Annotated in this window: 15 protein-coding genes; 7 read left to right on the forward strand and 8 right to left on the reverse strand. The window is 53.7% G+C overall.

Features of this window, described 5'->3' with window-relative positions; translation table 11 throughout:
• Positions 1–89 precede the first annotated feature (89 nt).
• The gene (gene loaP, locus NSU14_RS18875; RefSeq protein WP_340946768.1) at positions 90–674 is read right to left on the reverse strand and encodes an antiterminator LoaP; all 585 of its coding nucleotides are present in this window, start codon (positions 672–674) and stop codon (positions 90–92) included.
• Between the two features lie 276 nt (positions 675–950).
• On the opposite strand from loaP, the gene NSU14_RS18880 reads away from it, so the two are divergent.
• The gene (locus NSU14_RS18880; protein WP_340841233.1) at positions 951–1,313 is read left to right on the forward strand and encodes a DUF3221 domain-containing protein; all 363 of its coding nucleotides are present in this window, start codon (positions 951–953) and stop codon (positions 1,311–1,313) included.
• 251 nt (positions 1,314–1,564) lie between these two features.
• Here NSU14_RS18880 and NSU14_RS18885 read toward each other — a convergent pair whose 3' ends face one another.
• Complete coding sequence (locus tag NSU14_RS18885; protein WP_042135860.1) at positions 1,565–4,216, reverse strand: adenosylcobalamin-dependent ribonucleoside-diphosphate reductase; 2,652 nt, start codon at positions 4,214–4,216, stop codon at positions 1,565–1,567.
• Positions 4,217–4,766: 550 nt separating this feature from the next.
• Between NSU14_RS18885 and NSU14_RS18890 the strand changes: the two genes are divergently transcribed.
• The 3 genes from NSU14_RS18890 to NSU14_RS18900 all read left to right on the forward strand — a co-directional run bounded on the left by NSU14_RS18890 (position 4,767) and on the right by NSU14_RS18900 (position 8,849).
• Positions 4,767–6,512 carry a DEAD/DEAH box helicase gene (locus NSU14_RS18890; protein ID WP_042135858.1) on the forward strand — a complete coding sequence of 582 codons (1,746 nt, stop codon included), beginning with the start codon at positions 4,767–4,769 and terminating at the stop codon, positions 6,510–6,512.
• A complete protein-coding gene (locus NSU14_RS18895) occupies positions 6,512–7,588 on the forward strand; it encodes a YqhG family protein (RefSeq protein WP_042135856.1) in 1,077 nt (358 codons plus the stop codon). Before NSU14_RS18890 ends, NSU14_RS18895 begins: the two co-directional genes overlap by 1 nt.
• A 193-nt stretch (positions 7,589–7,781) precedes the next feature.
• Positions 7,782–8,849 (forward strand): hypothetical protein, encoded by a 1,068-nt coding sequence (locus NSU14_RS18900; protein ID WP_340946773.1) that lies wholly within the window; start codon positions 7,782–7,784, stop codon positions 8,847–8,849.
• Between the two features lie 129 nt (positions 8,850–8,978).
• Here NSU14_RS18900 and NSU14_RS18905 read toward each other — a convergent pair whose 3' ends face one another.
• Positions 8,979–9,167: a YqzE family protein gene (locus tag NSU14_RS18905; protein WP_042135853.1), complete on the reverse strand. Its 189-nt coding sequence runs from the start codon at positions 9,165–9,167 to the stop codon at positions 8,979–8,981.
• Between the two features lie 195 nt (positions 9,168–9,362).
• Between NSU14_RS18905 and NSU14_RS18910 the strand changes: the two genes are divergently transcribed.
• Positions 9,363–10,160 (forward strand): N-acetylmuramoyl-L-alanine amidase family protein, encoded by a 798-nt coding sequence (locus tag NSU14_RS18910; protein WP_340946775.1) that lies wholly within the window; start codon positions 9,363–9,365, stop codon positions 10,158–10,160.
• On the opposite strand, the gene NSU14_RS18915 is transcribed toward NSU14_RS18910, so the two are convergent.
• From NSU14_RS18915 to NSU14_RS18925, 3 genes are all read right to left on the reverse strand, one after another.
• The gene (locus NSU14_RS18915; RefSeq protein ID WP_340946776.1) at positions 10,147–11,094 is read right to left on the reverse strand and encodes a divergent polysaccharide deacetylase family protein; all 948 of its coding nucleotides are present in this window, start codon (positions 11,092–11,094) and stop codon (positions 10,147–10,149) included. The two genes, NSU14_RS18910 and NSU14_RS18915, sit on opposite strands and share 14 nt — an antisense overlap.
• Before the next feature lie 130 nt (positions 11,095–11,224).
• Positions 11,225–12,319 carry a glycerol dehydrogenase gene (locus tag NSU14_RS18920; protein ID WP_076244301.1) on the reverse strand — a complete coding sequence of 365 codons (1,095 nt, stop codon included), beginning with the start codon at positions 12,317–12,319 and terminating at the stop codon, positions 11,225–11,227.
• Positions 12,320–12,848: 529 nt separating this feature from the next.
• Positions 12,849–13,289, reverse strand: coding sequence for a MerR family transcriptional regulator (locus NSU14_RS18925; RefSeq protein WP_042135848.1), 441 nt, complete (start codon positions 13,287–13,289; stop codon positions 12,849–12,851).
• A 159-nt stretch (positions 13,290–13,448) separates the two neighbouring features.
• Between NSU14_RS18925 and NSU14_RS18930 the strand changes: the two genes are divergently transcribed.
• The gene (locus NSU14_RS18930; protein ID WP_042135847.1) at positions 13,449–14,309 is read left to right on the forward strand and encodes an SDR family NAD(P)-dependent oxidoreductase; all 861 of its coding nucleotides are present in this window, start codon (positions 13,449–13,451) and stop codon (positions 14,307–14,309) included.
• A gap of 203 nt (positions 14,310–14,512) precedes the next feature.
• Here NSU14_RS18930 and NSU14_RS18935 read toward each other — a convergent pair whose 3' ends face one another.
• Entirely contained in the window at positions 14,513–15,445 is a 933-nt protein-coding gene (locus NSU14_RS18935; RefSeq protein WP_052421792.1) for a hypothetical protein, read from the reverse strand.
• 125 nt (positions 15,446–15,570) lie between these two features.
• Between NSU14_RS18935 and NSU14_RS18940 the strand changes: the two genes are divergently transcribed.
• Positions 15,571–15,900, forward strand: coding sequence for an HIT domain-containing protein (locus NSU14_RS18940; RefSeq protein WP_042135845.1), 330 nt, complete (start codon positions 15,571–15,573; stop codon positions 15,898–15,900).
• 3 nt (positions 15,901–15,903) lie between these two features.
• On the opposite strand, the gene uidA is transcribed toward NSU14_RS18940, so the two are convergent.
• Positions 15,904–17,694 carry a beta-glucuronidase gene (uidA, locus tag NSU14_RS18945; protein ID WP_340946780.1) on the reverse strand — a complete coding sequence of 597 codons (1,791 nt, stop codon included), beginning with the start codon at positions 17,692–17,694 and terminating at the stop codon, positions 15,904–15,906.
• Positions 17,695–17,707 lie beyond the last annotated feature (13 nt).

Consider the following 17,707-nt stretch of genomic DNA (forward strand, 5'->3'; position numbering starts at 1 on the left):
AGGCACTACCATTTCTATCCTATGTCCATCGGTTGCCATATAACGTGCCGAAACATCGGTTATACAGCTTCCGGTTTCATTAGCTAAAGTTATTCCTGTACAAGATTCGTTTCCGGCTCCAAAAGGATAATTCCTAAATCGATCGTTCTCCCACCGCCCAACAACTGAAGACTGACCTTCGCGCGCCTTTTGCGTTTGTCAACTTTGGTGACGAGCTCCTCTTTTCCAGTTAAGGGGCCCGACACGACGTTCATACGGGAGTTCTCAAAATACACCCTAGAATTCTCCGCCACATCGTCATGATCGAGCAGCCCCAATATAGGACTAATCTCATCTTCCGGTATTTGCTTAAAATACTGCTCCTCAGAGTTCTCCAAATCATTCATAGCTTGGTGCTTATAGATAAGATCCTTGCGGCTGCAGTAGTTTAATAACCGGTAGACATGGGGGTTCTTCTGAAGGATATAATAGGTAGAGTAATTCATTTGAGTCTGGATGAACACATAGCCCGGAAATAACAGTCTTTCAATTAAATCATATTGACCGGCTCTTCTTTCCGAAATTTGCTTCTTGGGAACGACGCAGCGGAGCAACTCTCCGGAAAATAGCCGCTGCAGAGATGACTTCACACGGTCTTCGCAGCCGTTTCGAACGAATAATACGTACCAGCTCATAATATCCCCCAATAGTAAAAGATTAGAGACAGGCGGACCTTCCGATGAATGAATGCCCGAACTTGTTATAATCAACATATTAGAAAAGAAATTATATAATTGCTATTTTACTCATTATATACCAAAGGTTAGGAGTCTTCAACGATCAGTTACTAGAATCATTGCGCTATTTCTAATTCTTCATTTATTTGCAGCATTTGCTTCTGAACATTCTGATGTTAACAGAAATCCAGTATATATCCCTCATCAAATGTCATAAATTAAAAGGAGAAATCAATGGTCCAAAAAAACACTATCTTTAAAAATACTATCCTTAATAAAATTCCTATCTTAATTTTCATTTGTTTGTTCTTGCTTACTTCTTGTAATAAGGATGCTGAAGTATTTATTGGAACTGTACACACAATAGATATAGAAAATAAAAGACTGCTAGTTATATCTGGCTTAAAAGAAGAGGATTTGAAGAAGAGTTACAAAGAACTTCTCAATTCTAGTGAATACGCTAAGATCATTTGGGTGAGTAAAGTTTCTCCCTCTAAATTCAAACAAGGGGATGAGCTTGAAATAACCTATACTGCAAGTGATGATTCTTATCCGGCACAAGTAACCGCCCAAAAAATCACTAAAATTAGTAATTGATTCAATAAATAAAATCTAGCAGATCAAAGCATCGTTTCTAATAAGAAGCGGTGCTTTTTTGATGTGAGACTAAAGCTACTCACAACCACTATTAGTATTTCGAGAAAGCTGCTCCACACAAAAATTCCCGATGAGGGAATTGCCTCACCGGGAATTTTTTAAAATATTTCTCTAGTTTAAAGCACTTGGCAGAATCGATGCGAAAGCATTCATTTTAATGAGTCGTTCTTATCATCATGCCAATAATCTACTCACCCACACCGGCTATACCCGCAATTCCCGCAAGTCTTACATCCCTCAATATTAATCAGCGATGCACTTCCGCAGGAAGGGCAGAGATCCCGCGAAGCAGTCGCATGGCTATGCGCACCATGGCCCCCGTGCCCATCATCAGTAGCCGCAGCTGGAACACTTGATTTCAGCTCGGCGTTCAGCGCTTCATTGAAATCAAGCTCCAGTGTAGCTGCGATAGGTGCAGGCACGTGATCGTCATGGGCGTTGTTCAGCACATGGGTCTCCAGCGCCTTGGCTACAGCGTCGGCGATGGACTCGACGCGGTTCGCACCGAAGCCGATGGCGCCGGAGCCGCCGATGCCTTTGAGATGCTTAATCAGCAGCTCGACCTTCTCGCCGTGATCCCCGTAACGCAGGAACAGCGAGCAGACGCGGCCCAGAGCTTCCGCCATGGCGAAGACGTCGGAGCCGGCTTTGCCGACGTTCAGGAAGATTTCGGCCGGCGTGCGGTCGAGATCGTTGATGGTGATATACGCCATACCGAATGGCGTGTTGATCTTATAGGTAGCGCCGCGCAGAACCTGCGGGCGTTTCTTGTATTGTTTGTCCACTACATTAGGCGCAGGCTGCGGTGCAGGCGCTGCTGCTACTGTGACTGGAGCCGGAGCAGCTTCAGCTGCCGCTGGCTCAGCTTCAGCAGTCTCAACTGCCGCCGGAGCGTCTTTCTTTTCTTCCTTCTTCGTCGTTTCCAGTACCTGTACGTCACGGCTGCCGTCACGGTAGATCGTTACACCTTTGCAGCCCAGGTCGAAGGCCATTTCGTACAGCTCGGCAGTCTCTTCAACGGTGAAGTCGGACGGGCAGTTCGCCGTTTTGGAGATCGAGCTGTCCACCCAGCGCTGAATGGCAGCCTGTGCACGGATATGATCCTTAGCGGACAGATCCATCGAAGTAACGAAGTATTCAGGGAGCTCTTCACCCGGATGGGCTTCCAGCCATTCCTGGGCAATCGGCACGAACTGCTCGTCATAGCCCAGACGGCTCTGGCGGTAATATTTGAATGCGAAATAAGGCTCGATACCGGTCGAAGTGCCGACCATGGTACCAGTACTACCTGTAGGGGCCTGGGTAATTACCGTAACATTTCGCATGCCATGCTTACGGATGGATTCGCCGACTTCAGGATAGACCTCGGTGATATTACGCATGAAGCCGCTTTGCAGATATTTATCGGTATCAAAAGCCTGGAAAGAACCCTTCTCGCCAGCGATCTCAGCAGAAGCCAGATAAGCTTCGCGCGCCATGAAGCCGTAGAGCTTGTCCAGGAACTCCAGGGATTCCGGGCTGCCGTAACGGATATTCAGCTTGATCATCAGCTCAGCCAATCCCATTGTGCCGAGTCCTACGCGGCGTTCGAGCTTCTGATTGGCTTCATTTTCCGGGAAATGATACGGTGTCTTGTCGATGACATTGTCCAGGAAACGCACGGAATAGCGGGTCGTTGTCGCCAGATCTGCCCAGTCCACGTCGTGATTCTCCGCATCGTAGAACTTGGAGAGGTTGACGGCCGACAGATTGCACACGCCCCAGCCCGGCAGACCCTGCTCACCGCATGGATTGGTGCAGATGATCGGGTTGAAATACCAGCTGTTGGACATCTGGTTGTAATATTCCATGAACACTACACCCGGCTCAGCCGACTTCCAGGCCGATTCGATAATCGTATGCCACACATCGCGTGCTCTTACGGTACGGTAAGGAATGACGCGGCGGCCGTCTGCTTTCCATTTATCCAGATCGCCGTCCCAGATTGTATCGTAATCCGGATCGGTGGTATCCGGGAAGACCAGCTCCCAGTCCAGATCCTCCTTGACGGCTTTCATGAAGGCATTGCTCACGCATACCGACAGGTTGGCATTGGTTACCTGACCCATCGTCTGCTTCACGGTAATGAAGTCCACCACATCCGGATGCCAGTCATTAATCATCAGCATCAGCGCGCCGCGGCGGCTTCCGCCTTGCTCAATCAGTCCGGTCGTATAGCTGAAAAGACCGCCCCAGGACACTGAGCCGCTGGATGATCCGTTCACGCCTCTTACAATCGCGCGGCGCGGGCGCAGCGAGGATAAGTTAATACCTACACCGCCGCCGCGGGCCATAATCTCGGTCATTTCGGAGAGCGTCTGCATGATGCCCCCGCGGCTGTCTTTCGGGGAAGGAACAACATAACAGTTGAACAGCGTAAGCTCCTCGCTTGCTCCGGCACCTGCCGCAATCCGACCGCCCGGTACCAGCTTCCAGTCATCAAGAATAGAGCGGAACTTGCCTGTCCACTCTTCCTGAAGCTCGGGAGTCTGCTCTACGGAAGCCATGGCTGCCGCAAGACGGTCCCACATTTCCTCCGGGGTCTTCTCAATATTCAGTGTCAGCTTCTCCACATCCGATTGCACGAGTTCACCGCTGCGGGTCTTCACCGTAACAATCCGGCCGGTGCGCTCAACAATCTCGCCAACCTCCTTGGTTGGAAATTTCGGATCATCCTTCGTCAGGACAAGCACCACATCGCCTACCTTGGCATTATTGCTGTCCGCGTCCTTCCAGGCATAACGGTCCAAAAATATTTTCTCACTCAGCCCCTCAAGACGCTGCTTGCGTTCCACTGTACTCAATAGAAAAACCTCCCGGATGATTGATAGGTAATACTTCCGTTCCTTGGTGTGGGCTTAGACTTTTTGTAACCCACAACAAGAACTTCCAGCGGCAGGGTAGCCGCAGCCTGCATGTACAGCGGAAGTTCCTCTTGTCAATAACAAATAACCGCAAAAACCCGCGAATAATCAAATTTTCAAGCTTTTGTAACAATATATTGTATACATCAGCTTTTCAACTATACCACATATTGTATCAGAGTTCTTTTTCCAAAAAAGCGGCCCATGGCGGGAATTTCGGAAAAACGGTAAAAGATAGTGGATTTTCTCCCTCTTTCTCGCTTTTTTACAGGTTCCAGATTGATAAGCTTCCGGGCCCGGAAGACAGATTCCGCCACGGATATTCAAGATCCGCGGAAGCCGCCGCAGCACCAGCAGCAGTACCGCTGCAAGGCTCCGCAATATTACTCCACGGCAGCAGCCGGAGGATAGCAGGTTATGAAATCTCTCTTTTACGCGCATACTACTGCTACGCATTTCGATATGAAACCGCGCCGGAGGAGGCTGCAACATGACGCAATTATTCCGCAATTCCTTGCCGCAAGGGGGAAGTACGCCTGCCCCGCTGCTGCCTGTTCCTCTGTCCTTTGAGCGTAACTGGCTGCAGGACCTGGAGTCGAAGCTCGATAAAGGCGGACCCTGGGGAGACTGGAGATTATCCCGGCTGGCCATACAAGGAGAGCAATCGGGACTCGTTACGAGCTTCGATGAGCTGCAGTGTCTGAAGCATCTGTCCGGGTTATCCCCGCTCCCCCACCAGCTGGATACCGCCCATAAGGTGCTGTTTGAAATGTCAGGCCGGGCCATTCTGGCAGACGAAGTAGGGCTAGGCAAGACGATAGAAGCCGGACTGATCCTCAAGGAATATCTGGTGCGCGGGCTCGTAAGTAAAGTTCTGATCCTTGTCCCTGCGTCTCTGGTCCTGCAGTGGGTGCGCGAGCTGAACAGTAAATTCGGTATTTCAGCCGTGGCACAGAAGAAAGCTTACTCCTGGGGCAACGACATTGTTGTCGCCTCCATGGATACGGCGAAGCGTGATCCGCACAAGGAGATGCTGCTGAGCCAGGAATTCGACATGCTGATTATCGACGAGGCCCATAAGCTGAAGAATAAGAAATCAACAAACTATCTGTTCGTACAGCAGCTGCGCAAAAAGTACTGCCTGCTGCTCACCGCCACTCCCGTGCAGAATGATCTCGGCGAGCTGTTCAATCTGATCACATTACTGAAGCCGGGACAGCTCGGGAATCAGGGGGATTTTGCCACCAATTTCGTGGTCGATAAACGCCAGCCTAAGAACGAAGTCCAGCTGAGGGGCGAGCTCTCCAAGGTGATGATCCGCAACCGCCGCGGCGAGGGTCCCGTGAACTTCACGAAGCGCAAAGTGCGCAATATCCCGCTTACCCTCTCTTTAGAGGAGAAAGAATTATATGACGGCGTCACCGCCTTTGTCAAAGACCAATATCAGGAAGCGGGCGGCAATCTCAGCAGCATGCTCTCCCTGGTTACGCTCCAGCGCGAGGTATGCAGCAGCCGGGATGCGGTGTTCGTCACGCTTGTGAATCTGATCAAGAAGCTTCCGGCGGATTCACCGAAACGTGAGCGCATGATGGGGCTGCTCCAGACGATTCGTACTGTTAAGACGAATACCAAAGCGGAGAAGACGATGGAGCTGATCCGCCAAATGAATGAGAAGGTCATCGTCTTCACCGAATACCGCGCGACCCAGGAATATCTGCTGCAATATTTCCGTGAGCATGGACTGCAGTGTGTCACTTACTCCGGCGGGATGAACCGCGGCAAAAAGGACTGGATGATGGACCTCTTCCGCGGGCGCGCCCAGGTAATGATTGCTACGGAAGCAGGCGGCGAAGGGATCAATCTGCAGTTCTGCCACCATATGATCAACTTCGACCTCCCCTGGAACCCCATGCGCGTAGAGCAGCGGATCGGCCGGGTACACCGGCTTGGCCAGGAGAACGATGTAGTTATCTACAATCTCTCTACCGAAGGCACGATCGAGGAGCATATTCTTCACCTGCTGCACGAAAAAATCAATATGTTCGAGATGGTCATCGGCGGGCTGGATGTTATCCTGGAACGCTTCGAGAAGAAGGAGTCGCTTGAGAAAAGCTTATATAAAATCGTCCTCGAAGCCCGCAGCGACGAGGAGCTGCGCAGCGAGCTGGATCAGATCGGCGATTCACTCAGCGAGCTGACCCATGCCAATCTGGATGAAAGCGAGGTGGCTCCTTAATGCTGACCCCTGTGGAAGTACGTAAACAGGTCATGGATTACCTGGAAGCGACAGAGTGTACGATTCTCGAATCCTCTCCGCTGCATGTGACGGTGAAGCTCTCGCCGCGCGCGGACCGGATGCTGACGGACCGCCCTTATTATTGGGGATTCGTGGAGCGCACCGGCGTAGATCCGGAGACCCTGTCCTTCAGCTTCGTCTTCGATCCGGAGAAGTACGATGAACTGGCCGCGCAGGCAGCTGCGCCTGCGGCCCGTCCGCGCGGCGGGGCGGTCCGCCCGGCGGCAGGACCTCTGACGGGCGGCATCGGCGCGGCGGGTGCTGCGGATGCTGAGGCAGGCGCGGAGCCTGGCGCCGCACCGGCAGCTGCACCCGGAGGCGTGGTGCCGCCCGGGGTCTCCGCTGATCCGGAGGACAGCATCCTCGCCCGGTACTTCGGCATCGTCCCGCAGCTGCCGCGCATCGGGCCGGGCATGATCCGCCGCGAGGATGTGACCTACGGCAGCAAGCGCCTGCGGCAGATCTGGTCAGCGGCACGGGATGAGGGCAAATGCCTGCAGCTGTTCGAGGACCCGGGACTCCGGCAGCGGACCACGCTGTTCTCAGCCGCCTACGAGCCTTGGCTTGCCGTCTGCTATAAGGTGGAGATGACCTGTGATCTTAAGCGTGAAGAGCTGCATTTCATCGCGGTGTCACTGACCTCCGGGCTGATTGTTCCGGACTTCGAGGCCCGGCTGGCTTCGCGGGAGCTTACGCCAAGGCTGCCGGAGAATATCCACATCCAGCCTTCCGAGCTGTCCGTTACTGCCGGAGCCGACAGGCTGGAGGGATATCTGACCTCGAAGCTGGCTCTGCTGGATTACACCTGGGCCGAGGAAGCCCGCGAACGCCTGCGTCTAGAGCTGAGCATCGTGGATATCTATTATGAGGAGCTGCTGAAGGAGCAGGATGAGGAGAAACGCCTCGGCATAGAGGAGCAATACAACCGCCGCCGCAAAGAGACCACCTGGCAGTATGAGCCGCAGATTGCAGTTTCTGCCGTAACGTACGGGCTGTTTCACCTGCGCAGCACATAGAATGCGACCCGGCTCGCTAAAAGCAAACAAAAAAACAGCGGAATTCCTGCAGGCTGCCGCGACAGTAAGCAACAGCCTTTTCAAGGCTTGTCCCCTACAATTAAAAGTATGAAGCAGAACCTCCCGGGCTCCGGCTTGCCGGACCCGGTAATTCTTGCGATTAACCTTTGGAACAGGAAAGGTGAACGATAACATGAAAATCAAAGCGAAGCAGAAGGGGCCGCTAGGGCGGCGTACCCGCCTGCTCCTCTGTCTGACTCTCGGGCTGACTCTGTTCGCCGCGAGCGCCTCCCCGCCTCCGGCGCTCGCGTCTATAGGCAGCCGGGCCACTGTCACACAAGCCGTCCTGCAGGAGCTGCTGCCCGGACTTGTGATGACACAGGCGCCCGCATCTGAAACCTTGCAGGATTTCACCCGTCTCACAATTAGCCAATTGTCGGCGGATGCTCCGTTTAAGGAATGGAAGAATGCCGGAACTGAGGTCTATCCACTCGGGCCGGGCACACGCAGCTGGCTGGTCAATGTGATGAACGGGGAGCAGCGGATCGGATATCTCATTATTTCTGCTGCGGACGGGGGCAAATATCTGCTGAGTGAATACGGAGCCGGTACCTATGGTCTCCCTTATAGTATGAGTGATCTGCGCCAGTATCTGGTGCAGGAAGGACTGATTACCTCCTCTTATTCAGGTAAAATAGAACTATCGGCGCTGTACGCTCCGCTGCTGCCGGTCTGGAAGCTCACGCTTGCGGACAAGACGCTGTATCTCAATGCCTCAGTACTGCAGGTACTGCCTTGGAGCCTTAGCCAGGCAAACCGTATCCTGGACGGCCAGCTTGATGCTAATGCCCTGGTGGTGTACACCGGGTCTGGACAACAAGTCCGCACTCCTCTGCCCGCTCTGCTCAGCGGCGGGCAGGATGACCCGTATGCAGATTTAATGTGGCTTACTGCTCCTGAATTGAAGACTATCAGCGAAGGCAGTTTAAATACTTTGCTTAAAAGCCGCGGCAGCCTTGCCTTCCAGTCGACAGGACGCAACGATGCCTTGGGTGCTCCGTTCATGATTACAGGCTGCCAGAGCTGGCTTACGGCCTCCGCCGGAAGTAAGGCGGGTGCTGAACCAGCAGTTATATACGCCGCTGCCGGTCCAGGAGCGAAGCGGTACCTTCCGCTCACGGCCCTCCAGAAGTACGGAACCTTCCACAAGCCGCCGCTGCCGCTATCAGGAGGAACGGCGCTCGGCGCGGCGCCGCATTAATATTGAAGGTTTCAGCGATAATCCTATATACAGCTGTACATGCCAAACAGCCTTCCCTTCAGCCGTGTCAAGCGGCTTTAAGGGAAGGCTGTTTCGGAATTCGGGTGAGCTGCGGCGCTGCTAGGCTGGCTACTCCCGATCCTTGCGGCTCCATTTGCTGCGCCAGACGGACCAGGCGAGCGGCAGCGTGCCGAACCATTTCTCGGCCCAGGGCTGCTTCTCTGCCTTCCGTCTTGCATGTACGGCGCGCGGGTCCTCCATATATATGACTACTTTCTCCGTAATGTATTTGACCAGATCATCTCCGCTGGATGCCATTACTATCCCTCCCATGCAGGCGCTGGCGGGTCGCCGCCTGCTGCCCTGCCTTTTCTCCATGACTTTAGTGTGCTCCAAATCCCCGCTCTCTAAACCGGAACCGCTAACCTTCGTATAGGTTTGGCTGTTAAGGCACAATCTAACAGAGATTCCACCTAAGATACTGATGATGATTCCGGCAGGGAGGTTATTCACTTGAGAATTTCGGAACATTTACAAGAAGATCATGCAGGAGGGGCCTGCCGTCCTGGGCAACATTTCCGGCTAGGGCGAAGGCTGCGGAGGATACTGGCTTCGATAGCGGTGCTGACTCTGCTGACAGCTGGACATGCAGGGACCATCCTGGCCGCCACACCGGGAGTAAACCACTTAACCGACAACCCGTCAGACCGCCAGCATATGCTCGGTCATGACCAGCGGATCATTCTGATTGATGCCGGACACGGAGGGATTGACGGCGGAACCTCACACGGCACCATCCTGGAGAAGGATATTACCCTGGCGATCTCACGCCGGCTGTTTCTCCTGCTGCGCAGTGACGGCTTCGATGCCATATTGAACCGGACCGGCGATTATGCGCCGAGCGATGAGAATCTCTGGCTGCGCAGTAAATCCCGGCACCTGCGTGATCTGGCCCAGCGCAAGGAACTGGCCGAAACGCTGCCGGCGAATGTCGTGGTCAGCATTCATATCAATTGGGCAAAGTCACCCTCCAAGCATGGTCCGCTTGTCTTGTACCGCCAGGAAGGGCGCAGCTTCCTGCTGGCCAGATTGATTCAGGATCAGCTGAACGGGCTGTATGGAATGAAGAATGACCCCAGACAAGGCAAACCCTTCTACCTGCTCAACAAAATAACCGCCACAACGGTTATCGTCGAGGCGGGATTTGTAAGCAGTCCGGCGGACCGCGAGAAGCTGTGTACCCCGAAAGGTCAGGAAGAGATTGCCGAGGCGGTTGCCAATGGAATTGCCGCGTACCTTATGGAAGTGTGACCTGCGAATTCCATTTCCACTCTTCCCGGACAAGCTCGGAGATTCCGATAAACTTAACGCTGTCCTTCATTCCGGCAATGCCGCTGCGGATGCCCGCTGCGGTTTCTTTGCCTTGAATGCCGACATGGCCAATCGTCACGCAGTATCTCTGGCTCAGGGCCCGCTCCTGGACCAGCTTCATCTGCTTAGCCACATGGCCGGCAGAATGCACGTCGTCCAGGAAAATGTGGTTCTCCACTGGCGGGAGCCCCAGCTCCCGGGCCATTCTCCCGGCAACGGAACGATAATTGGTATGGCTGTCTACGAAGAAAAGGCCGCGCTCCTTGCAGACCGCGAGCACAATACCCATCACCCGCTCGTCACCGGTCACCTTGGAGCCCATATGGTTGTTAATGCCGATCGCATAAGGTACATTCTCAAGCGCTGCCTCCACCCGCTGGCGGACTTCTGCATCGCTCATCCTGGTCAGCACCGCTCCTGGTCCAAGCCATTCCGGCTTACCCTGGCGCGGCTCCATGGGCAGATGTACCAGTACATCGAAGCCGAGCTCATGTGCACGGCGTGCATCCTGCTCGCTCGAGGGCAGGAATGGCATCACCGCAACAGTAATCTTGACCGGCAGCTTGAACATCTCCTCCGTGCCCCGCATGTTGTTGCCGAAATCATCGACAATGATAGCCACACGGTTGGGCAACTTCTTATTCTCCGCCTGCCGGTCAACTGAACCGCTGTTTCCGCTGCTGTCTGCATGCGTATCAGTTACCGGACGGAGCGTGGAGACTGCAGCTTCAAGGTTATGGGCAGAGTGCCCACCAGGTTGGGATGCGGCAGATACGGACTGAGGCGCTGACGGAATCAGCGTGGTCATCAGAACAACTACGGCGGCCAAGGGATAGAGAATGATGTGCTTTACGCTGTGCTTGCTTTTCTCCAAAATGGAACACCTCCTTCGTGATTCAACAATTGTTCTCATTGTTTGGCTCACGGAGGATAAATATGTACGCTGAAGTTACGCAATAATTAACAAGGCTTAAACTAACTCCCCAAAACATATAAATTATCCTTTAAGAAACCTTTGCCCCGCGTCGGTCGGCTTCAAGAATCGCCTCCAGCACCTGCTGCGGTGTCACGGCAAACGGCATGTTGGCCATCGGACTGCCCTCGCTGCAGCTCGCCTCGGCGGCATAGAGCAGCCGGTCCTGTGCAACACCCGCTAACCTTAGCTCCGCCAGCGTAACAGGCAGACCTGCCCCCCGGCAGAAATCCACCGCCCCGGTAATCTCGGCTTCCGCTGCTCCTTCAAGGATCAGCTGCACCAGTGTGGTGAACGCCACTTTCTCCCCGTGAAGCACGGTCCGGCATTCCTCAAGCAGCGTCAGCCCGTTATGAATGGCATGGGCCGCTGCCAGTCCGCCGCTCTCAAAGCCGATGCCGCTGAGATATATATTGGCTTCGACAATATGTTCAACTGCAGCTGTCGCGCGTCCGTCAGCTGCATCCTGCAGCGCCTGCGCGCCGTCGGCGAGCAGCGTATCCAGACATGTACGGGCCAGTGCCAGGGCCGCGAGAGTGCCTGTCCCTCCTGCGCTGGTAACTGCTCCGGATCTGCTGCAGGCTCTTGCTTCGTAATACGTCGACAAGGCATCGCCCATTCCGGCAGCAAGCAGTCTTACCGGAGCTTTGGCGATAATCTCCACATCCGCGACCACGATATCCGGACTGCGGCGCAGCGGCAGATACCGGTCGAATTCGCCCGATTCGCTGTAGAGGACCGACAGGGCGCTGCAAGGCGCATCTGTTGACGCTACGGTCGGCACAAGCATCACCGGGAGCCCGGCGAAATGACTGACGGCTTTTGCCGTATCCAGTGTCTTGCCCCCGCCAATACCCACGATGACATCCACACCGCTGCTACCCAGCTCCGCCACAATCTGGTCCACCTGTACTAGACTGCACTCGCCCTTAAATTCACGCAGCAGCAGCGGAATCTGCTCCGACGCGAAGCCCTTGCTGATCTCTTGTCCGTATAAGGAGAGAATATAGGGATCTACAATGGCATAGGCTCCTCTCGCCCCCATCTGCAGGCAATACACCCCCAGTCTCGTAATCTCCCCGCTGCCCTGAATATATTTTGACGGTGAATAGATGATCTGTGACATGATGAATTCCTCCTGTTCTAATTCTTTTCATTCTAAGGAAGAATCTGGAATCCGGCAATGACCAAACTCCGCTGATCCCTATGTTAATTGCAGATACATAAATAGCAGTTATATAAAATGTCAGTCACAGGGCTGCAAAATTAGCAATTGGAAAAACGTATCTTAATTTCGATCTTTTGGACCATCTGAGGCAAGTAAGTGGATAAACGTCATTTAATCTCATGCATTCCCTCCACGCTGAACGATTTGCCGCATTTTAAGTGCCGGTTTTCCAACTGTTGTCTGGTAAGGGCTCTTCCGGTCATGAGCAAGTGTTGAAAATCCACCTATTTCCTGCTGCCGACTTAGCAAGTCCATACTAATGCTGCTGTTCCCGGCGCTTTAGCCGCTTCATAGGAGTTATACACATTGTTCCATTGTATTATTTCCTGATAGGTGAGTTATCACGTGAAACAGCTGCATGCCTGCGTAATATTAGCAAAAAGCCCCACTCCAAAGTGATTTGGAATGAGGCTGTGCGGTAATAAGGTCAGCGTTTGCGGCGTTCAGGCATTTTGCGGGTATCGCCGGTCAGCTCACATGTCTGCGGTCCAAGATTGCCGTGCTCAATCTTAGTGTCAATAAAATCCACAATCTGCTGCAGCGAAGCGATCTGTTCCAGGATCTTCTGTTTATGATTCAGGATCATCTCATGCAGCTCCGGATATTCGGACAGGTCTGAATCAAGAGACAGGTTGAGATATGGCCGCATATCGTCCAGCGACATCCCCGTCTTCTTAAGGCAACTGATCAGCTTCATCATCTCCAGATCCTGATCGCTGTAGATGCGGTGGCTGTTTCCCTTGCGCTGCGCCCGGGGCAGCAGTCCGATCTTCTCGTAATACCGGATGGTATCTTCCGGGATCCCGGTCCGCTCGGCTGTTTCTTTGATCGAATATCCCTGAATGATATTAGCATCAGCCAGACTCATAGGCCCACCTCATTTGAATTGTATGGTCTTCAGTTCATTCTATTGTATAACTTGGAGTCAGCTCCAAGTCAATCGTTAATTTCCGGCCTTGACTTGGAGTCGGCTCCAAGTTATACAATGGGCACCATTCACCATTACATTTCCAAAGGAGCCCTTATTATGACTATACAACAAGCACAACGCACTGCGCTGATCACCGGCGCGAATAATGGAATCGGACTCGCCTTGACCCGCAGAATGCTGGGCGAAGGCTGGGAGATTATCGCGCTCATCCGTTCAGCTTTTCCAGAGGACGATTCCCTTATCCGTGAGGCGCTCAGCAGCAGACAGCTGCGGACGTACAAGGCAGACCTCTCCGATTTCGCCCAGTTGAAGCGTGCCTTGCAGGATATTACAAGCCATGAAAAGCAGATTGATCTGCTGTTCAATAATGCCGGCGGCAGCTTCCCGGAGTTAAGCTTCTCCAGGCAGGGACGTGAGCTGCACTATGAGCTGCAGACGGTTGTTCCGTATATCCTCACGATGGAGCTGAAGCCGCTGATCCTGAAAGGCACACTGCGCACAGTGATTAATACCTCTTCCAACGCTTTTATGATGAAGCGCAAATTCGACCCGGCCGCCCTGGAGCATCCTGCCAAGTTTCAAAAGCTGACCGGTCCTTATGCGGACACCAAGCTTGCCCTATCCTTGTGGACCAGCGAGATTGCCCCGGCGCTTGCGGCGGAAGGCATCCTGATCCGCAGTGCCGATCCAGGCGGCAACAATACGATCCGCGGGGGCAAGAAATCCGGAATTCCTTTTTGGCTGAGACCGGTTATCCGTATGTTCTTCCCGGAACCCACTCATGGAGCTGGCTTGTTATATCAGGCCGCACTCGGCGAGCACAGCCGCAAGCCCGGTGTGTTCCTGATCAAGAATCAGGTGACCCCGCTTAATTTCACAGAGCACAGCAGCTCTATTCTGAAGAACGTCCAGACCATTTATCAGCAGGAGTTCCGCACGGCCGGCAGCAGCTCCTGATTCATTGGGAAGGCTGCACATACCAAAGAGGCTGTCCCATAATCCATAAAACGGATGCTCGGGACAGCCCTCTGTTTTTAAGCAGGATCAACGTGAGCACATAGGCGAACGCTCCGCTTTTTCACCATCAGTCCGTCCTCTCCGCTGTTTAAGCGGAAAAAGCCTCCGGAAGTTTCGTCAGGATCAGCTGCTCTTTCGGTCCCTTAATGCTCAGCTATCCGTCCAAACTCCCGCAGCAGCAGCATATTCTCTATAACAATATGTGCCTTCCACCAGTTCTCGCTGATGGCAAACTCCCGCTCATAACCGGCCCAGGTCCAGGTCAGGTTCCAGACCCCTTCGGGATTTCTGGTCTCCACGATATGATCCAGCTCCTGGTGCATCAGCCCGGCAAGCTCTGCATAACCCGGACTTTGCGGCGACTTCAGGAAAAAGGACGGTCTGCAGCTGTATCCGTTCCATTGCCCCTCATCGCGGCTGATGAGCTGAATGGTCTGCACCTTGACCGCTTCCTTCAAGGAAACGTAGGGGAACTGCTCCTGCAGCTCCGCCCAGGCGATGCATTCCAGCAGCGTGGCAACACATCTCAGCGGATGCATCTCAAGCGCGGGATCTTGCAGGAATAAATCAGTCAATTCACGGGCGATGCCCATCCCCCGTTCATACAGTGCACTGTTCCTGACAGCATACTTCAGGATGAATCCGGCCAATATGGCTGTCGGATTATAGATACTCCGTGCGGTACTGTTCGAATCCGTGTGCCACCAAGGAGCATGCGGGTAATCATTGTTAGAGGCTACCACATTCCTCCAGGTCCGGTCTTCCATGTCCGCACCGCTGTCCAGATACTTCAGAATGCCCTGCACCACCGGATGGCCGCCATTTTCAAATTCCAATTCCAGCAGTCTCTCCACAGCCGTTCCCGCCATGACAGGTGTAGAATCCGGATTCCACGCATCGGCTTCCAGGGCATGTCCGAAGCCCCCGTCTTCATTCTGATAGGCTGATAATGCTTCCAGCACAGGCGGTATTCCGCCTTTTTCAAAGTGAAACTTCCATCTCGCCAGGTCCAGCGGGCGGGCATTGCGGTACATCCATCGCCGTATAACCTCGTAATCCTCCAGCAGCAGCTTCATGAACAATCTCCTTTTGGCAAAATAGTAATGAACCGGCTCTCAGCAAGTGCTATGATTTCATACATATAATTCTAAGAGATTTCCAGTAAAATACAAGAGGACACTCATTGCCAAGGAGGATACATATGACTGAAGATTTCTACTGTGACGAAGTATTAAGCGGCAAAACAGTTGTGCAAAAAGTACTCGAAACGGACAATGTGCTAGCCTACCACCACACCCGGCCCTTTTATCCTGTCCACATTGTGGCTATCCCTAAGCGGCATATCTCCTCGCTTATAACTCTTCAAGACAGTGATAATGACCTGCTGCTTGAGCTTATCGGAGTAATTAAGCAGGTGGCCGCCCAGGTAACCGGGGAGTATGGGGCTTGCAGAGTGAGCACGAACCTTGGAGACTATCAGGATTCGAAGCATCTGCACTGGCATATCAGCCATGGCGAGCCGCTGAGATAAGTCCTACAGCTTCTCCGGATATCCCCCCATCTCCCCCCAGCGGCTGCGCAGCATACGGGCGGCGGCTTTGGGCTGGCGCTGGCGGGTGAACACGCCTTTTTTGTTGCCGTTAATTCTAGTGATGCCCTGCTTGGTGGCAAAATCGGCAAAAGCCCAGACATGCTCCCCGATCACGAAATTCAGCCGGTCAAACACATTGTGGTAACGGGTGAGCAGCTCTTCCTGATACTCCTCGGTGAACATCACCGGAGGGTCCTGATGAAATCCGGCGATGGCATCGGCGCCATATTCGGTCATGATGACCGGCTTGCCGAAATTCCGGTACCAGTTCATCAGCTCCCATTCCACCTGATGCTCCACCAGCTCCAGGGCACCCGGGTCCTGGTACCAGGAGTAGTAACGGTTCACACAGATGACGTCAAAAAACTGCGCCACCTTGCACTTATCCGGCAGCGGCCATTGGACAATCGTAATCGGACGCTGCGGGTCCAGCCTGCGGGCGGTATCAGCCAGCTGGCGGAAATACGGCACCGCTTCGTCCTGGAAGGTGGCCGCTTCGTTGGCAAGACTCCACATGACTACGGATGGATGGTTCTTGTCGCGGGCAATCAGATCGCGGAGAACATCATGATGATGAGCCAGCGTCTCCTCATTAGCCTGATCCGGTGTATACACCTTGTCGTTATAATTGAAGAAAGTGTAGCCTACAGCCGGCACCTCGCCGATCACCACGATGCCTTCACGGTCTGCCAGCTCCAGCAGCTCTTCGGCATACGGATAGTGGGAGGTGCGGAAGGAATTGGCATTAATCCACTTGAGCAGATTGAAGTCCTTCACATTGACCGCGTGATCCAGCCCCTTGCCCCTGATATCACTATCCTCATGCTTCCCGAAGCCCTTGAAATAGAACGGCTCACCGTTGATCAGGAACCGGGTCCCTTCCACCTTAACCGTGCGTATGCCAGTCTGGAGCTGATAATGGTCAGCAAGTTGTCCGTCAGGATGAAGGAGCTCTACGTGAAGTGTATAGAGATACGCGTCCAGCGGCTTCCACAGTCTGGCGCTCTCCACCTGCAAGATGCCTGAGCTTCCCTTCCCGGCGGCAGCTTCCTTGCCGTCCTCGTCCAGCAGCCTGACCCTTACCTCTCCTTCCGGCTGCGAGCAATCCATCGAATATCTGACAAGCCCTGACTCCCCCTGCACATCAGTAGTTACCGTGATATCCTGAATGAACAATCCGGAAGTCCGGTACAGCTTCACAGGCCGGTGTAATCCCGCATAGTTGAAGAAATCATGAAAATATTCCTGCACCCGGTAACCCTCAGGATGCTTCTCATCCTCGAAGGTCTTGATCCGTCCCGGCGGCAGTGTCTGCCAGTTAAGCACATTGTTGACCACGATCGTTACGCGGTTCTCCCGCCCGGGCACTGCAATCCCTGTAATATCCGCTTCAAAAGGCAGGAAGCCTCCTTTGTGGGAGGCCACCTCCACTCCGTTGACCCAGACAACCGCATGATGGCAGGCACTGCCGACCCAGAGCATCATCCGGTCGCCGGACCAGGAACGGGGGACGATGAAGGTCTGCTCATACCACACGTCACCGATGTGGTCGCGCAGCGCCGCATCCTGGGTGATATCGTTGTAGCTGGCCGGAACCGGCATAGGAATGGTATCCTGAAGCGGCTGATTATGCCACTTCTCTTCCCGCCCCCGGTTGCCGGGATCTGCCTTAAAGCGCCAAATGCCGGACAGATCCTTGATTTCGCGCGTCAATGTATCCTTTGGAAACAGCATGGTTTGTCCACTC

This window comes from Paenibacillus sp. FSL R10-2771, from assembly GCF_038000205.1.
GTDB lineage: Bacteria > Bacillota > Bacilli > Paenibacillales > Paenibacillaceae > Paenibacillus_AQ > Paenibacillus_AQ phytohabitans.

What these genes read in the sequence shown, in the direction of transcription:
- loaP (WP_340946768.1), bottom strand. Translation starts at nt 674, where the DNA reads ATGAGCTGGTACGTATTATTCGTTCGAAACGGCTGCGAAGACCGTGTG.
- NSU14_RS18930 (WP_042135847.1), top strand. Translation starts at nt 13,449, where the DNA reads ATGACTATACAACAAGCACAACGCACTGCGCTGATCACCGGCGCGAAT.
- NSU14_RS18890 (WP_042135858.1), top strand. Translation starts at nt 4,767, where the DNA reads ATGACGCAATTATTCCGCAATTCCTTGCCGCAAGGGGGAAGTACGCCT.
- NSU14_RS18935 (WP_052421792.1), bottom strand. Translation starts at nt 15,445, where the DNA reads ATGAAGCTGCTGCTGGAGGATTACGAGGTTATACGGCGATGGATGTAC.
- NSU14_RS18895 (WP_042135856.1), top strand. Translation starts at nt 6,512, where the DNA reads ATGCTGACCCCTGTGGAAGTACGTAAACAGGTCATGGATTACCTGGAA.
- NSU14_RS18925 (WP_042135848.1), bottom strand. Translation starts at nt 13,289, where the DNA reads ATGAGTCTGGCTGATGCTAATATCATTCAGGGATATTCGATCAAAGAA.
- NSU14_RS18905 (WP_042135853.1), bottom strand. Translation starts at nt 9,167, where the DNA reads ATGGCATCCAGCGGAGATGATCTGGTCAAATACATTACGGAGAAAGTA.
- uidA (WP_340946780.1), bottom strand. Translation starts at nt 17,694, where the DNA reads ATGCTGTTTCCAAAGGATACATTGACGCGCGAAATCAAGGATCTGTCC.
- NSU14_RS18900 (WP_340946773.1), top strand. Translation starts at nt 7,782, where the DNA reads ATGAAAATCAAAGCGAAGCAGAAGGGGCCGCTAGGGCGGCGTACCCGC.
- NSU14_RS18880 (WP_340841233.1), top strand. Translation starts at nt 951, where the DNA reads ATGGTCCAAAAAAACACTATCTTTAAAAATACTATCCTTAATAAAATT.
- NSU14_RS18920 (WP_076244301.1), bottom strand. Translation starts at nt 12,319, where the DNA reads ATGTCACAGATCATCTATTCACCGTCAAAATATATTCAGGGCAGCGGG.
- NSU14_RS18940 (WP_042135845.1), top strand. Translation starts at nt 15,571, where the DNA reads ATGACTGAAGATTTCTACTGTGACGAAGTATTAAGCGGCAAAACAGTT.